The organism is Sphingobium sp. GW456-12-10-14-TSB1 (genome assembly GCF_059424385.1).
On sequence record NZ_JBWKZI010000001.1, the window covers coordinates 1634699 to 1659258 of the forward strand.

The window sequence follows — 24560 nt, forward strand, 5'->3', positions numbered from 1 at the left end:
ATTGTGCATCGTGCGTTAAGGCCACATGAACGCTCATCCCGCCACCGATCTTTCGCCCGCAATCGACCGGCCCGGCCTGCTGCCGCTGACCCACTGGATGCGCACCCTTGTTGACTATGTCCGGTCGGGCAAGCCCGATCTGACCAACCGGCAGATGGCGCTGATGCTGACCGTCTATATTGCCGCCGGGCCACATACGGTACGGGGTCTGGCCGAAGCGCTGCATGTGTCAAAGCCCGTAATCACCCGCGCGCTCAACAAATTGTCGGCCCTGGGCTATCTGCGCCGCGAACGCGATGTCAGCGACCGGCGCAATATTTTTATCACCCGGACCACCAAAGGGGCGGAATTTCTTGACGCCTTTCACCTTTTCATCGCAGGAACCGCGCGCGATGACAGGTACGAACAACCCCGCGCGGAACGAACCGCCTGAAAGAACCCGCTTCAAGCTCGGCGGGCGTTCCGTCGCGCTCGACCGCCGCGTCCACGCGGCGCGTGGCGATCTGGCGGACCTGGCGCTGGCGGGGACATTATTTTCCGCCCATTACGCCCGCGCCGTTCCCCTTACCTGCGTCGCCCCCGGCTCGCCAATCCTGACCGCGCCATCGGCGACGGGCGAAGCGGTCAGCGAATTGCTGCGCGGCGAAACATTCCATGCGCTGGACGTGATGACCGACTGGGCCTGGGGCTTTTGCGGACATGACGGCTATGTCGGCTATATCCGGCGGGAAGCGCTGGACGTGCTGGAGCCAGTGAGCCACCGGATCATCGTCAACACCGCTCCGCTGTTCAGCGCGCCGGACATCAAGGCGCCGATCGCCGATTATTGGCCGGGCGGCGCGCTGTTTTCGGGAGAGGCGGAGGATGGCTTCATCGCCTGCGCCGAAGGCTTCATCCATATGCGTCATGCCACCCCGCTGGACACCATCGCCGCCGATTGGGTTGCCGTGGCGGAGCGTTATCTCGGCCAGCCCTATGTCTGGGGCGGGCGCGGGCATCGCGGCATCGACTGTTCGGGGCTGGTGCAGGTCGCGCTCGGCCAGTGCGGCATATCCGTACCGCGCGACACGGACCTGCAATGCGAAGGGATCGGCAATCCGATCGACAGCGAGGCCGTGTTGCAGCGTGGCGACATCCTCTTCTTCCCCCGCCATGTCGGCATCATGATCGACGGCAAGACCCTGCTGCACGCCAATGCACACTGGATGGCGGTGGTCGCGGAACCCCTGGCCGACGTGGTCGCGCGGCTGGCCGGGGATCATGCCCAACCCATCATCGCGCGGCGGAGGATCGGCGCATGACGACACAGGTTTTCATCGACGGCGGCGTCGGCACCACCGGCATCGAAATCGCCGACCGGCTGGCCGGACGCCCCGAATTGTCGCTGATCCGTCTGGACGAGAAGGATCGCAAGGATGCGCGCTCGCGCCGCGATGCACTGAACGCGGCTGACGTCGTGATCCTGTGCCTGCCCGACGATGCTGCGCGCGAAGCCGTAGCGCTAATCGACAATGACCGCACCTGCGTGATCGACGCATCGACCGCGCATCGGGTGGCGGATGGCTGGACCTATGGCTTTCCCGAACTGGAAGCTGGGCATCGCGAGAAGCTGGCCGCCAGCCGCTTCGTCGCCAATCCGGGCTGCTGGCCGACCGGCTTTCTGGCGCTGGTGCGGCCGCTGACGCTGGCCGGTCTGCTGCCGACCGACTGGCCCGTCACCGTGTCGGGCGCGTCGGGCTATTCGGGCGGCGGCAAGGCGATGATCGCGGAATATGAAGGGACCAACGGCGCGCCGACCGCTCTGCGCGCCTATGGCCTTGGCCTGGCGCACAAACATGTGCCGGAAATGACCCGCTATTCCGGACTGGCTCACGCGCCCCTGTTCGCGCCCGCCGTCGCCAACGCCTATCGCGGGATGCTGGTGGAAGTGCCGTTGCAATTGCGCGCGATGCCCGGATCGCCCACGCTGGCGGACGTCCATGCGGCTTTGGCGTCGGCCTATGCCGGATCGCCGATCGTGAGCGTCGCCGCGCTGGCCGACAGCGACGCCATGGGCAAGATCGATCTGGAACAGGTTGGCGCGACCGACCGGCTGCAACTGTTCGTGTTCGGCAATGCTGCCGCCGGTCAGGCGCGGCTGGTCGCGGCGCTCGACAATCTGGGCAAGGGCGCGGCGGGCGCGGCGGTGCAGAATCTGAACATATTGGCGGGACTGCCCGAAACCGCCGGATTGCGCCTTTAGGACTTCAAACCCGTCGCGGGTCGACCGTCAGTGAATCGTGCCCAGCGGCTGATCATGGGTCAGCAGCACGATCAGGCGTTCGATCTGCCGCCAGTGGCAAAAATGGATATGATTGCCCACGTCCAGGCTGCGGTCGGCGCGGGCAGCGGCTTCATAACCGGCATTTTCGCCGAACAGCGCCATCAGTTCGGCGGCGTCCTCATAGCTCTTTCGGCCCGAAAGATATGGCAACTGCATTGCGACCCCCATTATATTTCCGGCGACACCCATTGGTTCGCTCCCTTCTTCAATCTCCGTGCCATTTCAACGCTTTGACGGGGTTGGCGGGATGCGAGGGTGAACAGGTCATTAGCCAAGTCCCACGATGGGACAAACATCCCGCAACGGCACGGCCTGTCCCGAAACGACGCCCGCGGCCCTGTGACAGCAAAGCCGCTGGCCTTGTCGCATCGTCCATGGCAAGGGGCTGCGCATGAGCAATGACAGGAAAGAGCCGACTGGCGCGGGCGCGATCATCGCCCTCCTCATCCTGGGGGGAGCGATCACTGGCGGGATGATGGGCCAGCCCAGCATCGGCCTGCTGGCGGGCGTGGCCGCTGGCGTGCTGATCGCCGTGCTGCTGTGGCTGCGCGACCGGCGCAAATAAGCGTCGAAACTGCCGCCCATCCACCTTGCCCGATGCGGCACGGCGACATAGATGTGGGGGATGAACAAGCATCTGATCGCCCTCCCCCTCGTCGTCCTCACGCTGGCCGGCGGCGCATTCCTCTATCTTGCGCAAGGGGACACGGCCCAGTTGCCACCCGGCGCGGACACGGGGCGCGAACCGGTATTCACCGGACCGCGCAGCGAGATGATCCCGACGGTCAATATCGCCGAAGTAAAGCCCTGGACCGCAGGCGAAGCGCCGGTGCCCGCCAAGGGGCTGGCCGTCGCCCGTTTTGCCGACGGACTGTCCCATCCCCGCTCCATGCTGCGCCTGCCCAATGGCGATGTGCTGGTGGCCGAAACAAACAGCCCGCCCCGCCCCACCGGCGGCATCGTCAACCGGGTGATGAATTATCTGATGAACAAGGCGGGCGCTGGCGATCCTTCGCCAAACCGCATCTCGCTGCTGCGCGACGCCGATGGCGACGGGCGGGCCGAAACCAAGACAGCCTTCCTGACCGGGTTGAATTCGCCCTACGGCATGGCGCTGCTGGGCAATACGCTGTTCGTGGCCAACACGGACGCGCTGATGGCCTTCCCCTACAAGCCGGGCGATACCAGGATCAGCGCACCGGGCCGCAAGATATTGAACTTGCCCGCGCAGGCCCCCAACATGCACTGGACGCGCAGCCTGACCGTCAGCCCCGAAGGGATGCTCTATGTCGGCGTCGGGTCCAACAGCAATATCGGCGAAAACGGGCTGGAAACGGAAGCCAATCGCGCAGCGGTGCTGGAGGTCAATCCCAGGACCGGCGACTATCGCATCTGGGCGTCGGGCCTGCGCAACCCGGTGGGCCTGGCGTTTGAACCCAGGAGCGGCGCGCTGTGGGGCGTAGTGAACGAACGCGACATGCTGGGCAGCGACCTGGTGCCCGACTATCTGGCGCGGATCGAATTTGGCGGCTTCTATGGCTGGCCGTGGAATTACTGGGGCGGGTATGAGGATCGTCGTGTCCAGCCGCAGCGCCCGGAAATCCGTGAATATACCAAGCGTCCCGACTATGCTCTGGGCAATCATGTCGCCGCGCTGGGTCTGACCTTCGCTGACAAGGTGACGCTGGGCGCGCCCTATACCGACGGCGCGTTCGTCGGCCTGCATGGCAGCTGGAACCGCAAGCCTGCCTCAGGATATAAGGTGGTGTTTGTCGGCTTCACCGATGGCGAGGCGGGCAAGGCCAAGCCGGTCGATGTGCTGACTGGCTTCCTCGATCAGGATGGCAAGGCCCATGGCCGCCCGGTCGACGTGACCGCCGACGCCAAGGGCGCGCTGCTGGTCAGCGACGATGTCGGCGGTGTGGTGTGGCGGGTGACGAAAGGGAAGTGATGTAAGGCTCGCATACTCCCGCGCAGGCGGGAGTGTGATGTTCTTCATCCTCCCCTTTTAGGGGAGGTGTCAGCGCGTAGCGATGACGGAGGGGTGTCACCCTCTCGATAGCCCAACACCCCTCCGTCTGGCCTGCGGCCAGCCACCTCCCCTGCAAGGGGAGGATGGTTTTGCCGCTAGACTTTCAACCCGTTGCGCCCCGCCAGTTCGACGACATATTGCCATGCCACCCGCCCCGACCGACTGCCGCGCTGGGTCGACCATTGGACCGCCTCCATCGGATCGAAGCCGATGCCAAGCTTGTCCGCATAGCCGCGCACGATCGCGACATAGGCGTCCTGGTCAAGCGCATGGAAGCCCAGGCTCAAACCGAACCGATCAGACAGCGCCATCCGGTCATCCACCACATCGCGCGGATTGATCGGGTCATCCTGCTCCGACAGATGCCGGGGCACGATATGGCGGCGGTTGGACGTCACATAGAGCCGCACATTGGCAGGACGCGCCGCCGTGCCCCCCTGCAACAAGGAACGCAGCGACCGGGCATCGCCCACCCCTTCGTCAAAGCCCAGATCGTCGAGGAACAGGATGAAGGGCCGGTTCGTGCCGCGCAGCAGAGAGAATAGCGCGGGCAGGCTCGCCAGTTCGTCGATCGCGCATTGCAGCAGGGCGATGTCCCGCCCCTCCCCCTGCAACTGGCCGACGACGGACGCCACCACCGCCGACTTGCCCGTCCCGCGCGCACCCCATAGCAGCACGTCATGCGCCGCGTGGCCCGCCGCATGACGGCGGCTATTGTCGAGCAGCGCGCCCTTTTGCGCGTCGATCCCGGTCAGCAGGTTGTAATCCACCGGCGCGAATGCCTCCACCGCCCGGATGGCCCGACCGTCCCATACATAAGCAGGCGACGCGGCAAGATCGGCGGACGGCGCGGGCGGCGGCGCGAGCCGCTCCAGCGCCTCGGCAATGCGGATGAGGAGATCGTCGGTCATGGCGGGGACTTACCGGGCGAGCGACAGCGCGGCAAGCCATGGCGCGCCTCGCATCGGCTCCACTCGTCAGCCCATGTCATGCGACTGACGCAATGGCCTTTTACTCGGTCGGTTCGCCGTCTATATCGCGGGGGCCGTGACCATCCCAAATCCAGCCTATTCCACCCGATCCTGCCGCTACGGCGCAGAATCCCTGCGCGAGGCGGCGTTGCTGATCCGCGCTGGTGAGCCAGTCGCGGTGCCCACCGAAACCGTCTATGGCCTGGCCGCCGATGCAACCGACAGCCACGCCGTCGCCGCCATCTACAGCGCCAAGGGGCGACCGAGTTTCAATCCACTGATCGTCCATGTCGCCGACCGGGCGATGGCGCAGCGGCTGGCGGATTTCTCGCCCGTCGCCAACAGTCTGGCGGATCGTTTCTGGCCGGGACCATTGACGCTGGTCCTGCCGGTCCGGGCCGATAGCGGCCTGTCCCCGCTGGTGATGGCGGGGCTGCCCACCGTGGCGCTGCGCTTGCCAGCGCACCCCGCGATGCGCGCGCTGATCCGCGAAAGCGGACGCCCCCTTGCCGCGCCATCGGCCAATCGCAGCGGGTCGATCAGCCCGACACGGGCCGAGCATGTGCTGGCCAGCCTCAATGGCCGGGTGCGCTTGATATTGGATGAAGGGCCAACCAGCGAGGGCGTGGAATCGACCATCGCCGCGCCGGAGCATGATCATGTGCGGCTGCTGCGCCCCGGTTCAGTGACGGCGGCGATGCTGGAAGAAGCGACCGGCCTGCCCGTCCTGATCGGCAAGGGAGAAACGAAGATCGAAGCGCCCGGCCAGTTGGAAAGCCATTATGCGCCGTCCAAGCCGGTACGGCTCGACGCCATGCGGGCGGAGCGGGACGAATATCTGATCGGCTTTGGCCTGATGCCCTGCCACATCAATCTCAGCCCGGAGGCGGACGTGCGGGAGGCGGCGGCCAATCTCTTCGCCGCGCTGCACATCGCCGACGCGAGCGCGCAGCAGCGCATCGCCGTCGCCCCCATCCCCGATGATGGGATAGGCGCGGCGATCAACGACCGGCTGAAACGCGCGGCGGCTTAGAGCGGCGCAATTCCACCTGCGGGGTTCGTGATTGCAGTCGAAAGTCGGTGTTTAATCGCAATTGTCGTAGCCGGCATCCCTGCACTGGCGGCGGCGTTCCTTGTCCGCCTTCTTGCGCGCCTTGCCATCGCGCGCTTCCTGCTCGCGCATCTTGCGACCATAATTGCGGTCGGCCTCGTCCTGGCTGGTCGTCGCCCAGTCCGCCGCCTGCGCGCCCGCGCGCACCGGCATGGTGGCGATGTCCAGCGCCGTCTTGGCAATACAGCCGGGCAGAGCCAGCAGCATCAGCGGCGCGGCCAGCATCATCATCTTGTTCATCTTCAGTCCCCCGACGTGGTTCGCCGCCCTACTGGCATAGCCCATCTTAACCATAGCCTAAGCTGGCTACAAAAAGCGGTAAAGCACGTCGCGGAAAATCAGGCGTCCATTTTTTCGGCAAAGCCCTTGCGCAGCTTCGCGAGCTTGGGCGGGATCACCGCCATGCAATAGGGATTGCGATCGCCGACCCGATCCCAATATTGCTGATGATAATCCTCCGCCGGATACCAGGGGCCGTCCGGCTCGATCGTGGTGACGATTGCGTCGGCATGGTCTGGCTGCGCCCGGCCGATCGCGGCTTTCGCCTCGGCCTCCTGCGCGGGCGAATGGGGAAAGATGGCGGATCGATATTGGGTGCCGACATCATTGCCCTGCCGGTTCAGCGTCGTCGGGTTATGCGTCGCAAAGAAAATGTCGAGCAGATCGGCATAGCTGATCACGTCGGGATCGAAACTGACGCGGATCGCCTCGGCATGGCCGGTCGTGCCGGAACAGACCTGTTCATAGGTCGGGTTGGGCCGCTCCCCGCCAATATAGCCGCTCTCGACAGCGCTCACGCCTTTCAGATTCTGATACACCGCCTCGGTGCACCAGAAGCATCCACCTGCCAGCGTCGCGATTTCCTGCGCCATGATTATTCCTTCCAAACCTGATTAGTCCCGCCGCCATTCGTCCGAACGGTGGCGGGAGCAATGCTTGGACATGCAGATAGGAAGGCTCAGGCCGCTGTTCCAGCCTCCGCAGCGCGCGCGGCCGCTTTCGCGCGTTCCTCGGCGACCAGTTCCTTGCGCGATAGCTTGCCGACCAGCGTGCGGGGCAGGTTCAGCCGCACCTCGACCTCGCACACCCGTTCATGCTTGCCCAGTTGCGGATTGAGCCAGTCCTTCAACGCCGCGCCGTCAATCTCCGCATCCTCGGCCAGCGTCACGAACGCCTTGGGCTGTTCGCCGCGATAACGGTCGGGAATGCCGATGACCAACGCTTCTTTGACCATCGGATGATGGTAGAGGACCGCCTCGACCTGGCTCGGAAACACTTTGAAGCCGCCAACGGCGATCATGTCCTTCAATCGGTCGACGATGCGGACATAACCATCCTCGTCAATCTCGCCCACATCGCCGGTGCGGATGAAATCGCCGATAAAGACATCGGCGTCGGCATCCGGCCGGTTCCAATAGCCTTTCATGATCTGCGGCCCGGCGAACAGCAATTCGCCCGGTTCGCCCGGCGGCGGCGGCCTGGTGGGGTCTTCGCGATCCACCAGCTTCACCCGCGTCCCCGGCACCGGCTGTCCCACCGTCCCGGTCTTGTTCAGCCCCTCATAGGGATTGGAACAGACGATCGGGCTGGTTTCGGTGAGGCCATAACCTTCGATCAGCTTGGCGCCCGTCGCCGCCTCGAACCGTTGCCGCACTTCCAGCGGCAGCGGCGCACCGCCCGAAATACAGGCCCGCAGCGACGAAAAGTCGATGTTGCGGATCGCTGGATGATCCAGCAGCGCCTGGAACATGGTCGGCACGCCCGGCAGCGATGTCGCCTTGACCCGCTGCACCGCCGCCAGCACCTGCGCTGCGTCGAAACGGGGCAGCATGACCATCTCGCCGCCATTGATCACGGTGCGGTTGAGCGTGCAGGTATTGGCGAACACATGGAAGAAGGGCAGCACCGCGATGATGCGATCTTCCTCATTCGCGTGCGGGTCGATCGCCTGCGCCTGTCGCGCATTGGCGGTCAGATTCTGATGGGTCAGCATCGCCCCCTTGGGCGTGCCTGTCGTCCCGCCTGTATATTGCAGCAGGGCGATGTCCCGCTCCGGGTCGATCGAGGGCACCGTGCAGTCGCCCGCATTGGCGATCAGCCTGTCATAGCGCAGCACGCGCGGATCGTCCGGCAAGGGCACGGACTCGCTCGCCTTGAACAGGCGGAAGAGCAGGGATTTGACCGGGGGCAGCATCTCCGCCACCGATCCGACGACCAGCTTCTCCAGGCTGCTATGCTCCAGCACTTCCAGCGCGGTAGGAAGCAGCGCCTTGGCCGACAGGGTGAACAGGATTTTCGTCCCGCTATCCTCGACCTGATGTTCCAGTTCGGCAGCGGTGTAGAGGGGGGAGAAATTGACGACGATCGCGCCAGCGATCAGCGCGCCATAATAGGCCGCGACATAATGGGGCGTGTTGGGCAGATACAGGCCGACCCGGTCGCCCTTCTGCACCCCCATTGCCTGCAAACCGCATGCAATGCGGCGGATTTGCCCGAACATCGTGCCATAGCTGAACCGGCGACCCATGAAGTCGATCATCGGTGCATCGGGGTGGGCCAGCGCGCTGCTGGTGACCATCTCACCCATCGACAAAGGGGGGAATGTTCGTTCCCATACGGTGGGGTGCTGATAATGCTCCCGCCAGATTTTCTCTATGCTCTCCATGGGGGAAGTCTATGGCCAACGGTCACTTTACGCAAGCGTCAACCTCAGCAAAAAGGCCGCGCCGATTGCCCGGCGCGGCCCCGAAAAAATGCTGCATTGCGGCGACTTACGGCCAGTCGCCCAATGACGCTACGGCATCAAACGCTGCCCTTGTTGTTGCTGAACGGATCAAGGATCGTGGCGATGCCCGAAATCAGTTCCGCCTCGCTGCGCAGCGCCTCATCAGCGCGCCGGGCGTTGTCGTCACGCTCGCGCCGCAGCTCCTCGATCAGCGCCGCACGGTCGCCATCCAGCCGCGAATCGGCCGGCGCCTCAATGCCCAGCTTCTTGGCGGTCTTGGCCACCAGAGCGTCCAGTTCGCGCTGCGAACACAGACCCAGCGTCACCGGGTCTTTGGGCGTGATATTGGAAATATTCCAGTGGGTGCGGTCGCGGATCGCCGCGATGGTGGTGCGGGTAGTGCCGATCAGCTTGCCGATCGCGCCGTCGGACACTTCGGGGTGGTTGCGCAGGATCCAGGCGATGCCATCGGGCTTGTCCTGGCGCTTCGACACCGGCGTGTAGCGCGGCCCCTTGGTACGGCGGACAGGCTCCGGGCCTTTCAGCATCTTCAGCTTATAGTCGGGATTCTGTTCGCCCTTGTGGATTTCTTCCATCGTGATTTCATGGGCGCGCACCGGGTCACGGCCGGTATATTTGGTGCTGGCGGTATCATCGGCGATCGCCTGCACTTCCAGGATGTGAAGCCCGCAAAATTCCGCAATCTGTTCAAAGCTCAGAGCGCTGTTGTCGACCAGCCAGCTGGCGGTCGCATGGGGCATGAGTGGCTGGGACACGGGAACATTCTCCGGCACAAAAACGATAAGGGCCGCCCAAGCAGGGCGGCCGCGACCGTCTGGAGATAGTCGATCATGCCCGTTCGAGCAAGGAAAAGCGTCAGGCCGCGCTGTCCAGCCCCAACCGGTCGATGGTGTGCAGTCCCGCCAGGAACTCGCGCGCGCTGCGTTCCCAGCTAAAGCTGCGGCCATAGGCGGCACAGGCCGCCCGGTCGCAGGCCAGCGCAGTGGCGATCGCCTGCCCCAGATCCTCCGACAGCGCGCCGCATTCGGGGGTCACAATATCGACCGGCCCGGTGACGGGATAGGCCGCGACCGGCGTGCCGCAGGCCAGCGCCTCTATCATCACCAGGCCGAACGTGTCGGTACGGCTGGGGAAAACGAACACATCGGCCCCGGCATAGGCTCCCGCCAGCGTCTCGCCGAACAATGGCCCCATGAACAGCGCTTCGGGATAGCGCCGCTCCAGCGATGCGCGCGCCGGGCCGTCGCCGACGACCACCTTGGTGCCGGGATGATCGGTCGCCAGAAAGGCTTCCAGATTCTTCTCCACCGCCACCCGGCCAACCGCCAGCATGATCGGCCGGGGCAGATCGGCGAACAGGGCGGGCGGCTGCGCGTCCGGCGTAAAGGCGCTCAGGTCCACGCCCCGGCCCCATGGCAATACATTGTGCAGCCCATGGGCGCGCAGTTGCGCGCGCACCGATCCGGTCGACACCAGCACCGCCTGCGCCGGGCCGTGAAACCAGCGGATATAGCGCCAGAACCAGGCCGGTGGCAGCCCGGTGCGCTGCGCCACATAATCGGGGAAATGGGTGTGATAGGCGGTGGTGAACGGCACGCCGCTGCGCAGGCACCAGCGCCGCGCCGCCAGGCACAGCGGCCCTTCCGTCGCCAGATGCACGGCTTCGGGCTGGAAGGCGGCGATCGCCTGCCCCACCACGCCCGGTCGCACCAGCGCCAGCCTTATTTCGGGATAGGTCGGGCAGGGAATGGACCCGTACAGATCAGGCGAAAGCACCCGAACCTCATGCCCCATCGCCTCCAGTTCCGCCCGGATCGTCTGGAGCGTGCGCACCACGCCATTGACCTGCGGCGTCCATGCATCAGTGACGATCATAATGCGCATGGGATCACTCCGTCATCTCGCCCTAATCCCGCGTGTTCCCGCGCAGGCGGGAACCCAGTTCAGACGTTTGGACTGGACTCCCGCCTTCGCGGGAGCACGACTGCTTGAATTCTTAAGCCGCCATCCGCGCCCGTTCGCCCTGCTGCCCCTGCGTCCGCGCGGCGATTTCATCGGCCCAGTGCAGCACTTCCATCCGCCCGCACTCATGCTCGACCAGCGCGGTGCAGCCTTCCACCCAGTCGCCATCATTATAATAAGCGACGCCGGCAATCTCACGCATTTCGGCATTATGGATATGCCCGCATACCACGCCATCCACGCCCCGCGCGCCCGCTTCATGGGCGACCACTTCCTCAAATTGGGAAATGAAGGATACGGCGTTCTTGACCTTGTGCTTGGCCATCTTGCTGAGCGACCAATAGGGCAGGCCCATGCGCTGCCGCACCGCATTGACCACAACATTCAGCCGCATCAGCGTGGTGTAGGCGGCGTCGCCGACAAAGGCCAACCAGCGATGCGCCAGCATGATCGTGTCGAATTCATCGCCATGCAGCACCAGCAGCTTGCGCCCGTCGGCCGTCATGTGGATCGCCTTGCGCCGGATTTCCACGCCACCGAAATTCATGCCGGTGAACTGGCGGAACATCTCGTCATGATTGCCGGGAATATAGACGACCCGCGTGCCGCGCTTGGCCCGCTTCATCAGCCGCCACACCACGTCATTATGGCTGGCGGGCCAGTAAAAGCGCTTCTTCAGCCGCCATCCGTCAATGATGTCGCCCACCAGATAGATGGTGTCGCTGTCCACATTGTCGAGGAAATCGATCAGCATCGCCGCATTGCATCCGCGCGTGCCAAGGTGGATGTCGGAGATCCAGATGGTGCGAAACCGGCGGCGCTCGCCCTGCGTCCGTTCGGGTACGGAAAATGGCTCGGCGCCGTCCTCCGGCAGGTCCGCCAGAAATGGCAGGCGCGTGATGGCGTTCATGATGCGATCCCCAAAGACTGATGCCCTCAGGACCGGTTCCCTACCGCCGCAATGTTACAGTTCCGAAGCGAATATGACGGAAATGCTACGGTTTGCGTGGGTTTTACAGCTCCCCTCCCGCCCACGGGACGGAGCTATCACAGATTGAAGGCGCGTCATTTCACTTCGTCATGCTGAATTTCACTTCGTCATGCTGAACTTGTTTCAGCATCCATCGCGCGCCATGAGCCTCCGCTTGTGACGAGAAATAGATGCTGAAACAAGTTCAGCATGACGTGGGGATAGGAACGACGTCCTGCACGGTCTTCATGCTGCGGGAAGCGCGTTTAGCCTACGCCGCCAGCTCCACGCCCCCTCAAACCACCAGCACAATCTTGCCGAAATGCTCGCCCGCATCCATCCGCGCATGCGCCTTGGCTGCGTCCGCCAGCGCGAACCGCTGGTCCATCGCCGGGCGCAGCTTGCCGTCTTCGACGAAGGACCACACCGTCCGCACCAGTTCGTCCGCGACCAGGCTCTTGAAGCCCACCGACCGCGCCCGCAGCGTCGATCCGGTCAGTGTCAGCCGCCGCTGCATGATGGCCGGAATAAACACGTCCGCCTTCGCCCCGCCCAGCACCGCGATCGACACATGCCGCCCATCCTCGGCCAGGCACTCCAGGTTGCGCGGCAGATAGTCGCCGCCCACCATGTCCAGCACCGCCTGAACGCCCTGCCCGCCGGTGATCCGCTTCACTTCCGCGACATAATCCTGGGTCTTGTAATTGATCGCCTCGTCCGCGCCCCATGCCCTGGCGGCCGCGCATTTCTCGTCCGATCCGCAGGTGACGATGATCTTCACGTCGAACAGGTTGCACAGCCGGATCGCCATGGTGCCGATCCCGCTGGTCCCGCCATGCACCAGCACCGTGTCGCCGCCCACCGCATAGGCGCGCTCGAACAAGTTGGTCCATACGGTAAACAATGTCTCCGGCAGCGCCGCCGCCTCGATCAGGTCATAGCTCTCCGGCACCGGCAGGCATTGCCCCGCGGGCGCCAGGGCATATTCCGCATAACCGCCCCCGGCCAGCAGCGCACAGACGCGCTGCCCGATCAGCAACTCGCCGCCCTGCCCGGCCGCCACGATCGTGCCGGATACTTCCAGCCCCGGAATGTCCGAAGCGCCGGGCGGCGGCGGATATTTGCCCTGCCGTTGCAGCACGTCGGGCCGGTTCACCCCGGCGGCGGCCACGCGGATCAGCACCTCGTCATCGCCCGGTACCGGCACTGGCCGCGTCTGCGGCACCAGCGCATCAGGCCCACCCGGCACGGGAATGGCGATCGCCATCATCTCGCCCGGTACGCGGTTGCCATCGGCCATCGTCGCTTCCCCCCAAAACCTGCTCATGCTGCATCGCACCAAAATCGACCGGCGGAATGCGCGCCCTTATTGACAGAGTGGCCCGCAGGGTCAACATTACCGTTCATGGACAAGGATGATGATCTCCCTCACCGGGCTGACGATCCACTGGCCCGGCTGCTGATGCAGGATCTGGACCCTTTGTCCGTGGCTGAACTGGACGCCCGCATCGCCGCCCTGAAGGCGGAAATAGCGCGAACAGAAGCGAAAATGGAATACGCCGTTAACCATAAGGCAATAGCCGAGGCGTTATTCAAGCGATGAACCCGCGCCTTGCCCCACGCACCCTGACGAAGGGTTCTACCGGGCACGGTCAGTCTGGCAATTCCGCAGGTCAAGGCGCGCGTCTTGATCCGGCGTCGAGCAATGCCGACATAAGGTTCAATACCGCCCTCTCATCGGGCCAGGAGTAGAACAGACATGCCTTCTTTCGCACCCGCTCTGGAAACCACCTTGCACAATGCGCTGACCCATGCGTCGGAACGCAAGCATGAATATGCGACGCTGGAGCATCTTCTGCTGGCGCTGATCGACGATGAACATGCGTCGAAGGTGATGCAGGCATGCGGCGTCGAAATCGGCGAGCTGGGTGATGCCGTCACCCAATATCTCGATACCGAACTGGACAGCCTCAAGGTCGAAGGGGCGAGCGACCCCTCCCCCACCAGCGGTTTTCAGCGCGTGGTCCAGCGCGCCATCCTCCACGTACAATCCTCCGGCAAGGATGAAGTGACCGGGGCCAACGTCCTCGTCGCGCTCTTTTCCGAACGTGAAAGCTACGCCGTCTATTTCCTGCAACAGCAGGATATGAGCCGTCTCGATGCCGTGAGCTTCATCAGCCATGGCGTCGGCAAGGGTACGCCCACGCCTGAGCGTCAGGAGACCAAGGGGGCAGCCGAAGAGGAGAAGAAGGTGCAGGACGGCAAGGGTAAGAAGGACAGCGCCCTCGATCAGTTCACCGTCAACCTGAATGAAAAGGCGGAGCGGGGCAAGGTAGACCCCCTCATCGGCCGCGCATCGGAGGTTGATCGCACGATCCAGATCCTGTGCCGCCGGTCGAAGAACAACCCGCTCTATGTCGGCGATCCCGGCGTCGGCAAGACCGCGATCGCCGAAGGTCTGGCGCGCAAGATCATCGAAGGCGAAGTGCCCGACGTGCTCAAGGAAGCCGTCATCTACTCGCTCGACATGGGCGCGCTGCTGGCCGGCACCCGCTATCGCGGCGATTTTGAAGAGCGGCTGAAGGCCGTCGTCACCGAACTGGAAAAGCTGCCGCACGCCGTCTTGTTCATCGACGAAATCCACACCGTGATCGGCGCTGGCGCAACCAGTGGCGGCGCGATGGATGCCTCAAACCTTCTGAAGCCCGCTTTGTCCGGCGGCACGATCCGTTGCATCGGCTCGACCACCTACAAGGAATTCCGCAACCATTTCGAAAAGGACCGGGCGCTGCTCCGGCGCTTCCAGAAGATCGACGTCAACGAACCCTCGGTCGAGGATACGATCAAGATCCTCGCTGGCCTGCGCTCGGCGTTCGAGGAGCATCACCACGTCAAATATACGCCGGACGCGATCAAGGCGGCGGTGGAACTGTCCGCGCGCTACATCAACGACCGCAAATTGCCCGACAAGGCGATCGATGTGATCGACGAAGTCGGCGCGATGCAGATGCTGGTCGTGCCCTCCAAGCGCAAGAAGACGATCACGCCCAGGGAGATCGAGCAGGTCATAGCGACCATGGCCCGCATCCCGCCCAAGACCGTGTCGTCCGATGACAAGAGCGTTCTGGAATCGCTGACCACGGACCTGAAGCGCGTCGTCTTTGGCCAGGACAAGGCGATCGAAGTGCTATCCAGCGCGATCAAGCTGTCGCGCGCGGGCCTGCGTGATCCCGACAAGCCGATCGGCAACTATCTCTTCTCCGGCCCAACCGGCGTCGGCAAGACGGAAGTGGCGCGTCAGCTTGCGACCCTGCTCGGCATCCCGCTCCAGCGTTTCGACATGTCGGAATATATGGAACGCCATTCGGTCAGCCGCCTGATCGGCGCGCCTCCGGGCTATGTCGGCTATGATCAGGGCGGCCTCCTGACCGATGCCGTCGACCAGCAACCGCACAGCGTCCTGCTGCTCGACGAAATCGAAAAGGCGCACCCGGACCTGTTCAACATCCTGTTGCAGGTGATGGATAATGGCCGCCTGACCGACCATCACGGCAAGACCGTCGATTTCCGCAACACCATCCTCATCATGACCACCAATGCCGGTGCGTCGGACATGGCGAAGGAAAGCATCGGCTTTGGCGAACTCACGCGCGAAGATGTGCAGGAAGACGCGGTGAAAAAGCTCTTCACCCCCGAATTCCGCAACCGTCTCGATGCGATCGTGCCGTTCGGCTATCTGCCGCCAGAAATCGTCGCCCGCGTCATCGACAAGTTCGTGCTGCAACTCGAACTGCAACTGGCCGACCGCGACGTCCACATCACCCTGGACGAAGAGGCGAAGGCCTGGCTCACCAAGAAGGGCTACGACAAGCTCTACGGTGCCCGCCCGATGGGTCGCCTGATGCAGGAAAAGATCAAGCAGCCGCTGGCGGAGGAACTGCTCTTCGGCAAGCTGGTCCATGGCGGCGAAGTCCATGTCCATATGAAAGAAACCGATGGGGTTGGGGCCCTGGCCTTCGAAATCACCCCCGCCGCTCCCAAAAAGGGCAAGAAGGGCGGCAAGGCCAAGACGCCGGAAGGCACCAAATAAGCGCGCTTTCAGTCGCAAACGAAAAGGGCGGCCGCAAAGGCCGCCCTTTTTCATGCCACCTCACCAATCCCCCAACCCCGTCATCCCCGCGGAGGCGGGGATCCATCTCTCGCCACGCAACGAGGTTGGCGATGGCAGAGGAGGTCAGATCGCTAACCCAATATAGGTGGGTAGCCGAATAGCGGCTTTACGGGTGCAAGCACCGTAAAGGAGACATGAATCTCACCGTCACCCCAGCGAAGGCTGGGGTCTCAGGCGTAGATGCGCTAAAGTCGGATATGGCGCGAGGCGGCTACACCCATGTCATGACCACTGAGCCAAGAGGCGTCCTCTATATTGGCGGCACAGCCGACATTGCTACGCTCCGCAACTTCGAAACCGGGACATATGAACCGCTCGATGACGACGGGAATGTCGGTGACTGAAGGCGTCATCCTCCTCCACGGCTTCGGCGGCCATCATCTCCAGACAGCCCTGCTCGCGCGTCGTTTGCGTGAAGCCGGCTACATCGTCGCGAATGTCGGTTACCCTAGTTGGCGCTGGCCGCTCGAGCGCGTGCTGGACCATCTGCACGATCGCCTCGCAGCGTCGCCAATCGCCCATGCCGCCAGCATCCATGGCGTAGGTCATTCCATGGGCGGCCTCATATTGCGCGCTTATATCGCCCGCCATCGTCCCATCCGGCTCGGTCGCGTCGTCATGCTGGGCACACCCAATAGCGGCAGTGAGATCGCCGACCTTCTGTATCGTCTGCGACTGAATCGCCCGATCCTCCACCATGCCGGCGACCTGCTGCGGACCCGACGGCTCCCAGCGATCGAGGCGACGTTGGGCACCGTCGACTATCCTTTGGGAATCATTGCGGGCGACAAGCCCATGAACGGCATGACATCCAACCGGATATTTCGCGCGGCCAACGACGGCAAGGTTAGTGTCCGCGCCACCCACCTCGCTGGGCAGAGCGACCATATTGTCATGCCCGTCGCCCACACCGCCATGATCTACACGCGGCCGGTCGCTGATCAGGTCATGCATTTCCTGCGCGACGGCACCTTCCAGCACCCATAGCGCATAGCCGCCGAAGTCCCTCTCCATCCGGTCTGGCCACACGATCATGTTTTCGTTATGTTCCAGCCGCCGTCATTGCAGAGGATATATGTCATGACCCTCACCTTCTACACCAACCCCATGTCGCGCGGGCAGATCGTCCGCTGGATGCTGGAGGAAGTTGGCGTCCCCTATGACCCCGTCCTGCTCGACTATGCGACGACCATGAAGGCTCCCGACTATCTCGCGATCAACCCGATGGGCAAGGTACCCGCGATCGTCCATAACGGTACCATCGTCACCGAATGTGCCGCCATCTGCGCCTATCTCGCCGATGCTTTCCCCGCCGCCAACCTCGCCCCGCCAGCCCAAGCACGCGGCGCCTATTATCGCTGGCTCTTCTTCGCGGCCGGGCCGCTCGAAGCCGCGATCACCAACAACGCCATGGGCTTCGTCCTGCCGGAAGGGCGCGAACGGACCGCAGGCTATGGCTCGCTCGACGACGTGCTAAATACGCTCGAACAGGCGGTGGCGGGCGAGGCATGGATTTGCGGCGACCAGTTCACCGCCGCCGACGTCTATGTGGGGTCTCAGATTGATTGGGGCCTGTCCTTCGGCACCGTGCCGGAGCGGCCCGCCTTCACCGCCTATGCGGAACGCCTGCGCGCGCGCCCCGCCTATAAGCGGCAAAAGGAGATCGACGGCGCCCTGATCGCGGCGATGCAGAACCAGGGTTAAGTCTCCCCCGCCCCGTTCGCTTTGAGCGTAGTCGAGAAGCAAGCAGCGCAGCATTCGCGCCTGGCGCGCCTCATTTCTCGACTGCGCTCGAAACGAACGGATATTGGCGCAAGACTCGTACAAAAAAGGCCCGGCGGAGGTGTCTCCGCCGGGCCTTCCTTTATCTCGCTGTCCAGGCCAATCAGTCGCGATTGCCCATGAAGCGCAGCAGGAACAGGAACATGTTGATGAAGTCGAGATAGAGGTTCAGCGCCCCCATGACGACCGATTTACCCATCATGTCCGTGCCCGCGACATGCGCGTAGATGCTCTTGATCTTCTGCGTGTCATAGGCGGTCAGGCCCGCGAACAGCAGCACACCGATGAAGCTGATGACCAGATCCATCGCGCTCGATTTCAGGAACAGGTTAATGAGGCTGGCGACCAGCAGGCCAACAACGCCCATGATCAGGAAGGTGCCGAAACCCGACAGATCCTTCTTGGTGGTATAGCCAAACAGGCTCAGCCCCGCAAAAGCGGCTGCCGTCGCAAAGAAGGTCTGGGCGATCGAGGTGCCGGTATAGACCAGGAAGATGGACGAGAGCGACAGGCCCATCACCGCCGCATAGGCCCAGAACAGACCCTGCGCCGCCACCGTCGACAGCCGGTTGATGCCAAAGCTCAGCACCATCACGAACACCAAAGGCGCAAACATGATGACATATTTCAGGATGCCGGGACCAGCCAGCACCTGATAGGCCAGCCCGCTCGACGCAAACAGCACGGCGACGATGCCCGTCAGCAAAACGCCGCTCGCCATATAATTATAGACCGACAGCATGTAGCTGCGCAGACCGGCGTCGAACGCCTCGCCCCGCGCGACGCTATTGCCGCCAAAGCCCGCAATATTGGAACGGGGATCGGACCAGTTGGCCATGAAAATTCTCCTTCGCCGGCGTCATTGTCGCCGCTGATTCCATTATCGGCGCTTATGGCCGGATATTCAAGCGCTCTCGTAACCGCACTGGCCTAACGCGCGGTAAAGCCTATAGTCGGCCCGTCATGCATCGCCTGTTCGTCGCCATCCGCCCGCCGGCTGCCCACCGCGCGCAACTGCTTGCACTGATGGGCGGGGTCGCGGGCGCCCGCTGGCAACGCGACGATCAGTTGCATCTGACGCTGCGCTTCATCGGAGAGGTCGATCGACACCGCGCGAGCGACATTGCCGACGCGCTGCGCACCATCCGCTTCGCCCCGTTCGACGCCAGAATTGCGGGCGTCGGGGTGTTTGATCGTCGCGGTCTCATCGACACGCTCTGGGCCGGGGTCCAGCCGCGCGATCCGCTGCCAGCCTGCATCGCAAGGTCGATCGCGCCTGCGTCGCCATGGGTCAGCCACCCGAAGAGCGCGCCTATTGGCCGCACATCACCCTCGCCCGCTTCGGGCGAAGCGGCGCTCTCGTGGACCCCTTCCTGGCTTCCCACGCTGCGCTGAACAGCCCACCCTTCACGATCGACAGCTTCGCCCTGTTCGAAAGCCGCCTCGGCAACAATGGCGCACACTATCAGATCGTTGAGGATTATGGCCCCGGCAGCCCGGACTGATGAATTGGTTCTGATATTTGCAACCCATGGCACTGGCATGGACATGCAAATATCAAAATCCGATCATTAACTCGCCTTCAGGACACCGCAGGCGACCCGTCCACCGGCATTGCCAGCCGGGTCGCTGACATTGTCGTCGGCCTTTGCATGGATCACCACGGCCGCGCCATCGGCATCCAGCAACGGCATCGCCCCGCTGCTGATCGTCCCGTCGGCGATGACATATTCAATCGCACCGGTCCCGTCCGTTCCGACCGTCATGTTGGGCATGTCGCCCATATGCTTGCCCGCCGGGTTATCCATGCCATGTTGCCGCCCGGTCGGGTTCCAATGGCCTCCGGCACTGGTGAAATCCGGTGCCGTGCAGGCGCCAGTCATATGCACATGGACGGCGTGGATACCCGGCGTCAGCCCCTGCGCCTTGACCAGCACATGCAGCCCGTCCGCCGCCTCGGTAACGCTGGCGGTGCCGCGCGCCGATCCATCTGCTGCCATCAATTTGGTGCCAGCCATCGGCGCAGCCGCGGGTGTCGCGGTCGTTGCGCAAGCTGAAAAAGCGACGGCCAGCGGCAGCGCGAACAGGATAGGGGTAAATTTCATGATACACTCCCGGAGATGGCGAATATGAAAGCGAACGCCGAAGCCTCGCTTTTGTTGCCGATCATTACGGGGCTGTCACTGTGATTTCGCCCGGCAGATTCCTAAAAACCTGATCCAGCCTCCCCCAGCCCGTCACACAGACGAACATGGTTCCGCGCCACACAGTAGGCCAAGACCTTAGCCATGCCGGGACCAGGAAAGCCCATACCTGCCCGCTATCCGCGCGGTACCGGCTAAGTCAGGCACACAAGGCTTGGTGCATTTCGCAAACGCCAATCGCCCGACCCCGCGCTGCCGACGTCACCTGGAGCGCGACGAAAAAGGGGCCGGTCTTTCGACCAGCCCCTTCAACGGCTTTCCATCCTTGCGGACGGAAAAGTCTCTTACATGCCCGAACCCGGACCGTAGGTGATTTCCACGCGACGGTTCTGCAGTTCGCGAACACCGTCGGCGGTTTCGACGCGGGGGTTCGATTCACCGAACGCCTGGGTCGTCATGACGCCGTCGGGGATGCCCTTCGAAGCCATGTAAGCCTTGACGGCGTCAGCGCGACGCTGCGACAGGCCGACGTTATACGAAGCCGAACCCGACTTGTCCGCATAACCCGCCAGCATGACCTGGGCGCTGCCGCAGTTGCTGTAGGCCGAAACCGCGTTGTCCAGAATGGTGGCGGCGTCAGGCGTGACGTCCGACTTGTCCCATTCGAAGAACACGATGTACGGTCCGGGGCTGCACTCTGCCACTGGCGGCGGAGGCGGCGGCGGCGGAGGCGGCGGGGGAGGCGGCGGCGGGGGCGGCGGAGGCGGCGGCGGAGCAGCCGGTTCGCCGAAGTTGTAGGTCAGACCCAGCAACAGGCTGTGCGTACGCAGCTTGGTGTCGGCGGTCGAACCTGCAACGCCGTAAGGGGTGGTGTAAGCCGGGATCAGCTTGATATCGTCCTGGTTGAAGAAGCGATACTTCAGCGAAACGTCGACATTGTTGGTCACCGGATAGCGAACACCGGCGATTGCCTGCCAGGCAAAGCCCGTATCGCTGTCGTTGACGATGTCCGAAGCAACCTTGCCACGCGAAACGCCGACGCCGCCGCCGACAAAGCCCTGCAGGCCATCGTCGGGACCGAAGTCGAGCAAGCCGTTCAGCATGAACGACAGGGCCGAAGCCGCGCCGCCAAAACCGCCACCGGTCTTGTCGAGATCAATCTTTGCGCGCTTGTAAGCGGCTTCGGCTTCCAGACGGAAACCGCCGAAATCATAGCCGATGTTGGCGTCGAAATCATAACCCTTATGATAATCGATCGAAGGGACCGGACGGCCACCGGCAGGCACTGCCGAGAAAGTCATGTCCTGGTCTTCGACCAGCAGCACACCGGCGTCAACGCCGACATACCAGCTGTCGTCACGTGCCATAGCCGGGGTGGCCAAAGCAGTGGTAGCAAGAGCAGCCGCGAGGGCAAGCTTCCGCATCTGAATTCCCCTTTCAAAAGTGTCACGAAGGACTGCTGAAACCCTGTATCGGGAAGAAAGTTTCATGGCAAGTCCACAAATAGTGAAACCGTTGCAAAAATAACGCAGTAGCGCCTGGGAGCGCCAGCTACGAGGCTAATCGCAAGGTTTATCGCTCCAATAGCCAGAGGTCATGACAATAAAAAGTAAATTCTGCCAAACTCAGCTTTCGATCAGCCCATGTGTCCTTAAAGCAACTAGGACAGCACCCAGTGTAGTGCGCGCCTCAACGTCAATCGTCGCCCCGTCCGTGGGTGCCGCGATCGCGGCCTGCCGCGCGCCGACCACTTTCTGCCCGTCCAGATACAGCCCGTCGCTCCGCAATAATGCGTCGCGCCAAAGGCTGCCGTCATGAAAAAGCGCATGCCCCCGGTCCGCGACATCCATCGACAGACCGGCACGCGGCGCGACGAACCGCCAGCCGCCCTCGCTCCAGCAAGCGATGCAGCCCGCCTGCTCCGCCCAAGCCCCGGTCGCGCCCGCCGCCACGATCCAGCATTGCCCGATCGTCGGCGTTTCGGGCGGCGTTGCGACATCCGCACTCTCTACCCTGCCGTGCAGCAGCGCGTCGATCCGCGCCAGCGCTTCATTGTGAAAAACTTCCTTCTGCGCCTGCCCGGCAAACAGCATCGGCATCGCCCATCGCGCCGTCATGTCCATCACGCTTGCTCCCCTATGCTTGAATTTCCGTGTCAGATCGCGATGGCGACCGTCGCTGCCCGCCCGGTCGCAAAAGTGCCGACCTGCCGCACCTCCACGCTCAGCGCGCCGTCATGCCCCGCGCCGCTGTCGACAGCGATCATCGCCGCATCATAGGTCCAGCCGGGCGCGATCGTCTCGGCGCTGCGCACCACGACATCGCCCTTCAGCACCCGCACGGCATAGCGTTCGCTCTCCTCGCCCAGCGGCACGTCGCCCCCGCTGCTCCATCGCCATCCCGCCCGGCTGCGCCGCGTCCAGCCGATCTGCCAGCCGCCACCGTCCGCCTGCGCCCGCACATGCACGGGCGCAGGCGGCATCAGCGCCTCGCCGGTGATGGCGACGCCGGCCACCACAGGCTCCACATCGCCCAGCCCGATCGCCGACAATTGCACCGTCCCGCCAATCTCGCCCGCCACGCCCAGCATCGCGAGCGGATCGGCGAGTCGCTCTTCCTCGATCAGCAGGAACGGTTCGCCCGCCACATGCGCGTCCATCGCCCATTCGGTCCCGCGCAACCCCCGGCGCAAATCGCTCAGGCGATAGCGCGCCTCGCCGTTCTGCACCGCCGCGCCGAACTGGATCAGTTCGCGCCCCACCAGACACAGGTTGCGCCCCTGCGCCAACCCTTGCTCGTCCGCAGACAACAATGCCATGTCCGCAGCCAGCAATGTCACGTCCAGCGCATTGCGCCCGTCCACCATCGTCACGCTGCCCGGTGGCAGAGCATGATCCGCCACGCCCATCACCGCCCGCGGCGCGCTCCGGCCGATCGGTATCGCCTCGCCCGTTCCGCTCATCGCAAACAGCGCCGCGCTGCGCCACCCCGGCCCGCCACTGGCCGCCGCGATCACCAGCGGCGCATCGGCCACGCCCTCGGTCAGTCGCGGCAGGTCGGCCAGCATCAGGCTCGTGACGCCATGGGGCGCATCCACCTGCCGCACGATCGCGCCGGACGAAGCGCCGCCTGGCATCACCCCGCCAGCCCCCGGCACCCGCCGCAGCGACAGCCGCACCGCCATCGCCTCCCATTCCCGCTCCTCAATCCGCCATAGTCCCGGTACATCGCTCACCCGCACCACCTCGCCCGGTTCCAGCCCCAGCGCGGCCCAGCCACAGCGCATCACCATCGTCGCCCGCCCGGTCCAGCCGCTTGCCAGCCGCGCCCCCGCCAGTTCCCGCGCCGCATCCGCCGCCAGAACCGCGGGCAGCTCGATCCCGCGCTCGGCCCGCCCCGGCCCCGGCCGCGTCACGCGCTGCACGCCTGCCTGATAATCGCGCGCCGCATCATAATGGCGCAGCGACAATGCCACCGGCACAGCGTCGGCTGCCCCGCCAGCATGTTCCACCGCGTCGATCCTCCGTCCATTGACCCGCGCCGCCAGCGCCGCCGCGCCGATCTCGTCCGCGCTCTCGCCCGCCGCCGTCAGCCGCAACCCCTGCAACGCCAGCCCATGCGACTCGACCAGCGGCGCGATAGCCTCGCGCACGTCCGCCCCGCTCGCGGCATAGCCCTCGATACTGGCCAGCCCGGCCCCGCCGATCCGCCCGTCACTCACCGCCGCCGCGATCGCCTCGATCGCCACGGCTTGCGCATCCGCTACCACCTCGAACGTCAGCGACGGGATACGATTGCCATAATCCTCCAGCGCCAGATCCTCGAACACGACATAGGCCATGCCCCGATGGGCCGGGGTCACCGCCACGCCTTGCGCCGCGGCGATCAGCGGATCGACCGCCTGATCCGCCCCGCCGTCATGCACCCGGAAAGCCGACAGCGCGCTCTTGAAATCCCCCGCCGCCCCGCGCAGCAAATTGCCATCGGCCCATATCCGCCCGATCGACCCGATCGCCCGCGCCGACAAGGCGACTGCAAAACTCGCCGAATAGCTGTAGCTGGTCACGCTCGGCCGCCCCTTGCCGCCGCCGCTCTTGCTTTTCGTTTCGCGCAGATCGGTCGCCCAGATCACCGTTCCCGCCACCCGCATCGTGCCGAACAGCCGCGGCACCTGTGTCCCGTAACTCGACGTCTGCACCTGCAATTCATTCAGGCGCGGCCCTTCCCGCCCCTTGGGCTTGAAGAGCACCGCATGGTCGATCGCATTGCCGATCAGCGCGCCGACAGCCCCGCCGATCGGCCCGCCAATCACCGTGCCCACCGCGCTCAGCACCACTGTCGCCATAAA

Annotated in this window: 25 protein-coding genes and 1 pseudogene; 12 read left to right on the forward strand and 14 right to left on the reverse strand. The window is 64.1% G+C overall.

Features of this window, described 5'->3' with window-relative positions; translation table 11 throughout:
- The first annotated feature begins 25 nt into the window (after positions 1-25).
- From AC07X9_RS07935 to argC, 3 genes are read left to right on the forward strand one after another with little or no spacing between them, the layout of a single operon-like run.
- The gene (locus AC07X9_RS07935) at positions 26-433 is read left to right on the forward strand and encodes a MarR family transcriptional regulator (RefSeq protein WP_017184726.1); all 408 of its coding nucleotides are present in this window, start codon (positions 26-28) and stop codon (positions 431-433) included.
- Positions 393-1301, forward strand: a complete 909-nt coding sequence (locus AC07X9_RS07940) for a C40 family peptidase (RefSeq protein WP_017184727.1) — start codon at positions 393-395, stop codon at positions 1299-1301. Before AC07X9_RS07935 ends, AC07X9_RS07940 begins: the two co-directional genes overlap by 41 nt.
- Positions 1298-2242, forward strand: coding sequence for an N-acetyl-gamma-glutamyl-phosphate reductase (gene argC / locus AC07X9_RS07945; protein WP_017184728.1), 945 nt, complete (start codon positions 1298-1300; stop codon positions 2240-2242). Before AC07X9_RS07940 ends, argC begins: the two co-directional genes overlap by 4 nt.
- Positions 2243-2269: 27 nt before the next feature.
- On the opposite strand, the gene AC07X9_RS07950 is transcribed toward argC, so the two are convergent.
- Positions 2270-2479, reverse strand: coding sequence for a hypothetical protein (locus AC07X9_RS07950; RefSeq protein ID WP_017184729.1), 210 nt, complete (start codon positions 2477-2479; stop codon positions 2270-2272).
- A gap of 235 nt (positions 2480-2714) precedes the next feature.
- On the opposite strand from AC07X9_RS07950, the gene AC07X9_RS07955 reads away from it, so the two are divergent.
- Both AC07X9_RS07955 and AC07X9_RS07960 read left to right on the forward strand, forming a co-directional pair.
- Entirely contained in the window at positions 2715-2888 is a 174-nt protein-coding gene (locus tag AC07X9_RS07955) for a hypothetical protein (protein ID WP_017184730.1), read from the forward strand.
- A gap of 60 nt (positions 2889-2948) precedes the next feature.
- A complete protein-coding gene (locus tag AC07X9_RS07960; RefSeq protein ID WP_017184731.1) occupies positions 2949-4274 on the forward strand; it encodes a PQQ-dependent sugar dehydrogenase in 1326 nt (441 codons plus the stop codon).
- Positions 4275-4450: 176 nt separating this feature from the next.
- On the opposite strand, the gene AC07X9_RS07965 is transcribed toward AC07X9_RS07960, so the two are convergent.
- Complete coding sequence (locus AC07X9_RS07965; protein WP_017182781.1) at positions 4451-5266, reverse strand: ATP-binding protein; 816 nt, start codon at positions 5264-5266, stop codon at positions 4451-4453.
- A gap of 136 nt (positions 5267-5402) precedes the next feature.
- Between AC07X9_RS07965 and AC07X9_RS07970 the strand changes: the two genes are divergently transcribed.
- On the forward strand, positions 5403-6359 hold the full coding sequence (locus AC07X9_RS07970) for an L-threonylcarbamoyladenylate synthase (RefSeq protein ID WP_017182780.1): 957 nt from the start codon (positions 5403-5405) through the stop codon (positions 6357-6359).
- Between the two features lie 51 nt (positions 6360-6410).
- Here the strand turns inward: AC07X9_RS07970 and AC07X9_RS07975 are convergent, their stop codons facing one another.
- The 7 genes from AC07X9_RS07975 to AC07X9_RS08005 all read right to left on the reverse strand — a co-directional run bounded on the left by AC07X9_RS07975 (position 6411) and on the right by AC07X9_RS08005 (position 13442).
- Complete coding sequence (locus AC07X9_RS07975) at positions 6411-6677, reverse strand: hypothetical protein (RefSeq protein WP_017182779.1); 267 nt, start codon at positions 6675-6677, stop codon at positions 6411-6413.
- 98 nt (positions 6678-6775) lie between these two features.
- On the reverse strand, positions 6776-7309 hold the full coding sequence (msrA, locus tag AC07X9_RS07980; protein ID WP_017182778.1) for a peptide-methionine (S)-S-oxide reductase MsrA: 534 nt from the start codon (positions 7307-7309) through the stop codon (positions 6776-6778).
- Positions 7310-7395: 86 nt separating this feature from the next.
- Positions 7396-9102 carry an AMP-binding protein gene (locus AC07X9_RS07985; protein ID WP_026002322.1) on the reverse strand — a complete coding sequence of 569 codons (1707 nt, stop codon included), beginning with the start codon at positions 9100-9102 and terminating at the stop codon, positions 7396-7398.
- A 137-nt stretch (positions 9103-9239) separates the two neighbouring features.
- Complete coding sequence (locus AC07X9_RS07990) at positions 9240-9923, reverse strand: DUF1013 domain-containing protein (protein ID WP_017182776.1); 684 nt, start codon at positions 9921-9923, stop codon at positions 9240-9242.
- A gap of 115 nt (positions 9924-10038) precedes the next feature.
- Entirely contained in the window at positions 10039-11067 is a 1029-nt protein-coding gene (locus AC07X9_RS07995) for a glycosyltransferase family 4 protein (protein ID WP_017182775.1), read from the reverse strand.
- A 112-nt stretch (positions 11068-11179) separates the two neighbouring features.
- Positions 11180-12055 (reverse strand): UDP-2,3-diacylglucosamine diphosphatase, encoded by an 876-nt coding sequence (locus tag AC07X9_RS08000; RefSeq protein WP_017182774.1) that lies wholly within the window; start codon positions 12053-12055, stop codon positions 11180-11182.
- A gap of 355 nt (positions 12056-12410) precedes the next feature.
- Complete coding sequence (locus AC07X9_RS08005) at positions 12411-13442, reverse strand: NAD(P)H-quinone oxidoreductase (RefSeq protein WP_174703635.1); 1032 nt, start codon at positions 13440-13442, stop codon at positions 12411-12413.
- A 78-nt stretch (positions 13443-13520) separates the two neighbouring features.
- On the opposite strand from AC07X9_RS08005, the gene AC07X9_RS08010 reads away from it, so the two are divergent.
- From AC07X9_RS08010 to AC07X9_RS08030, 5 genes are all read left to right on the forward strand, one after another.
- Positions 13521-13718, forward strand: coding sequence for a DUF1192 domain-containing protein (locus tag AC07X9_RS08010; RefSeq protein WP_017182772.1), 198 nt, complete (start codon positions 13521-13523; stop codon positions 13716-13718).
- A gap of 156 nt (positions 13719-13874) precedes the next feature.
- Positions 13875-16205, forward strand: coding sequence for an ATP-dependent Clp protease ATP-binding subunit ClpA (gene clpA, locus AC07X9_RS08015; RefSeq protein WP_019052618.1), 2331 nt, complete (start codon positions 13875-13877; stop codon positions 16203-16205).
- 215 nt (positions 16206-16420) lie between these two features.
- Positions 16421-16630: a GIY-YIG nuclease family protein gene (locus AC07X9_RS08020; protein WP_017184492.1), complete on the forward strand. Its 210-nt coding sequence runs from the start codon at positions 16421-16423 to the stop codon at positions 16628-16630.
- On the forward strand, positions 16617-17273 hold the full coding sequence (locus AC07X9_RS08025) for an esterase/lipase family protein (RefSeq protein ID WP_017184493.1): 657 nt from the start codon (positions 16617-16619) through the stop codon (positions 17271-17273). Before AC07X9_RS08020 ends, AC07X9_RS08025 begins: the two co-directional genes overlap by 14 nt.
- A gap of 93 nt (positions 17274-17366) precedes the next feature.
- The gene (locus AC07X9_RS08030) at positions 17367-17990 is read left to right on the forward strand and encodes a glutathione S-transferase family protein (RefSeq protein WP_026002643.1); all 624 of its coding nucleotides are present in this window, start codon (positions 17367-17369) and stop codon (positions 17988-17990) included.
- Between the two features lie 181 nt (positions 17991-18171).
- Here the strand turns inward: AC07X9_RS08030 and AC07X9_RS08035 are convergent, their stop codons facing one another.
- A complete protein-coding gene (locus AC07X9_RS08035; protein ID WP_017184495.1) occupies positions 18172-18906 on the reverse strand; it encodes a Bax inhibitor-1/YccA family protein in 735 nt (244 codons plus the stop codon).
- 125 nt (positions 18907-19031) lie between these two features.
- Here AC07X9_RS08035 and thpR point away from each other — a divergent pair.
- Positions 19032-19573 (forward strand): annotated as a pseudogene (gene thpR, locus AC07X9_RS08040) (RNA 2',3'-cyclic phosphodiesterase).
- Positions 19574-19639: 66 nt separating this feature from the next.
- Here the strand turns inward: thpR and AC07X9_RS08045 are convergent.
- The 4 genes from AC07X9_RS08045 to AC07X9_RS08060 all read right to left on the reverse strand — a co-directional run bounded on the left by AC07X9_RS08045 (position 19640) and on the right by AC07X9_RS08060 (position 24557).
- Positions 19640-20173 carry a superoxide dismutase family protein gene (locus AC07X9_RS08045; RefSeq protein WP_017184497.1) on the reverse strand — a complete coding sequence of 178 codons (534 nt, stop codon included), beginning with the start codon at positions 20171-20173 and terminating at the stop codon, positions 19640-19642.
- 383 nt (positions 20174-20556) lie between these two features.
- Positions 20557-21636 carry an OmpA family protein gene (locus AC07X9_RS08050; RefSeq protein WP_026149594.1) on the reverse strand — a complete coding sequence of 360 codons (1080 nt, stop codon included), beginning with the start codon at positions 21634-21636 and terminating at the stop codon, positions 20557-20559.
- Between the two features lie 201 nt (positions 21637-21837).
- Complete coding sequence (locus tag AC07X9_RS08055; protein ID WP_017184499.1) at positions 21838-22335, reverse strand: DUF2793 domain-containing protein; 498 nt, start codon at positions 22333-22335, stop codon at positions 21838-21840.
- Between the two features lie 32 nt (positions 22336-22367).
- The gene (locus tag AC07X9_RS08060; RefSeq protein ID WP_026002645.1) at positions 22368-24557 is read right to left on the reverse strand and encodes a phage tail protein; all 2190 of its coding nucleotides are present in this window, start codon (positions 24555-24557) and stop codon (positions 22368-22370) included.
- Positions 24558-24560: the final 3 nt, after the last annotated feature.